This window comes from Cognatiluteimonas telluris (assembly GCF_011320095.1).
GTDB lineage: Bacteria > Pseudomonadota > Gammaproteobacteria > Xanthomonadales > Xanthomonadaceae > Cognatiluteimonas > Cognatiluteimonas telluris.
Genome location: NZ_JAANOY010000105.1, coordinates 1 through 858, shown reverse-complemented (window position 1 = coordinate 858; position 858 = coordinate 1). Strand labels below are relative to the sequence as shown.

The 858-nt window shown below is 59.2% G+C and carries 1 protein-coding gene; it reads left to right on the top strand.

Going from position 1 to position 858, the window contains the following annotated elements; translation table 11 throughout:
- Nucleotides 1-254: 254 nt before the first annotated feature.
- Nucleotides 255-635, top strand: a complete 381-nt coding sequence (locus tag G7B67_RS13205) for a hypothetical protein (RefSeq protein WP_166213167.1) — start codon at nucleotides 255-257, stop codon at nucleotides 633-635.
- The last annotated feature ends 223 nt before the right edge of the window (nucleotides 636-858 follow it).

Genomic DNA, 858 nt, shown 5'->3' with positions numbered 1-858 from the left:
TCCGGCGGCATTGCCGCATCCCAGGCCACTAGGCGGCATCCGGGCTGGGCGCCTGCAGATTCCGGCGCGCGGCCGACTGGTTCGGCCTCAGGTCAAGCGTGTGGCTTGTCAGCCAATGATTCTTGTGAACAAATGGCGGCCTAACGATTCATTCAAGCCGAACCCGCTTCGTTCCAGCAAAAGGCGGCACTGAAAAGCGTGCCACCTTTTGCCTCCACTACGCAGGTCGGCTTAATTCAGGTGTTAGGCCCCGCATGAAGCTTTCCGCAGTTGTTGCCTTAATGGCCGGCAGTCTCTCGCCGAGCGAATTTTCCGCGGCGATCGCGGACGAATTGGTGGTACATAGCCGCGCATTGGAAACGCTTGGGGGCTCAGCGCCTGTCGTTGTAAGCGAGGACACGGATCTTCTTCTCAATCGTCACGGCCTTGGCAGTCTTTGCAGATTGTTCGCCTCTGGCCAATTGTCTGCCGCAGAACTCGCCTATACCGCTGACGCGTTGCAGTTGTCGGAGCGCGTCGCGTTTGCCGACCCATCGGTTGCGGACGATCTGGCAGAGTGCACTGATCCGGCCATAAACGGGCCACTCACCATTGCTCGGGCGCTGGAGATTGCAAGCAATGGCGCGGCGGCCTAACAATTCATTCAAGCCGAACTTGCTTCGTTCCAGCAAAAGCGTGGCATAAAAAGCCTGCCACGCTTTTGCCTCCACTACGCAAGTCGGCTTAATTCAGGTGTTAGGCCGCTAAGAGCGGGCCTGCTGCGGCACTTCGGCAGTTCGGGTTGCTCGCTTCGCTCAGCACCTTGTCGCCTTCGTCCACCATCTTCGGTCGCGCTTGGGGTCATCTAAGCGGCGCTCG

Bases quoted from the DNA above. Each gene is read 5' to 3' on its own strand.
- G7B67_RS13205 (WP_166213167.1), top strand. From the start codon at position 255: ATGAAGCTTTCCGCAGTTGTTGCCTTAATGGCCGGCAGTCTCTCGCCG.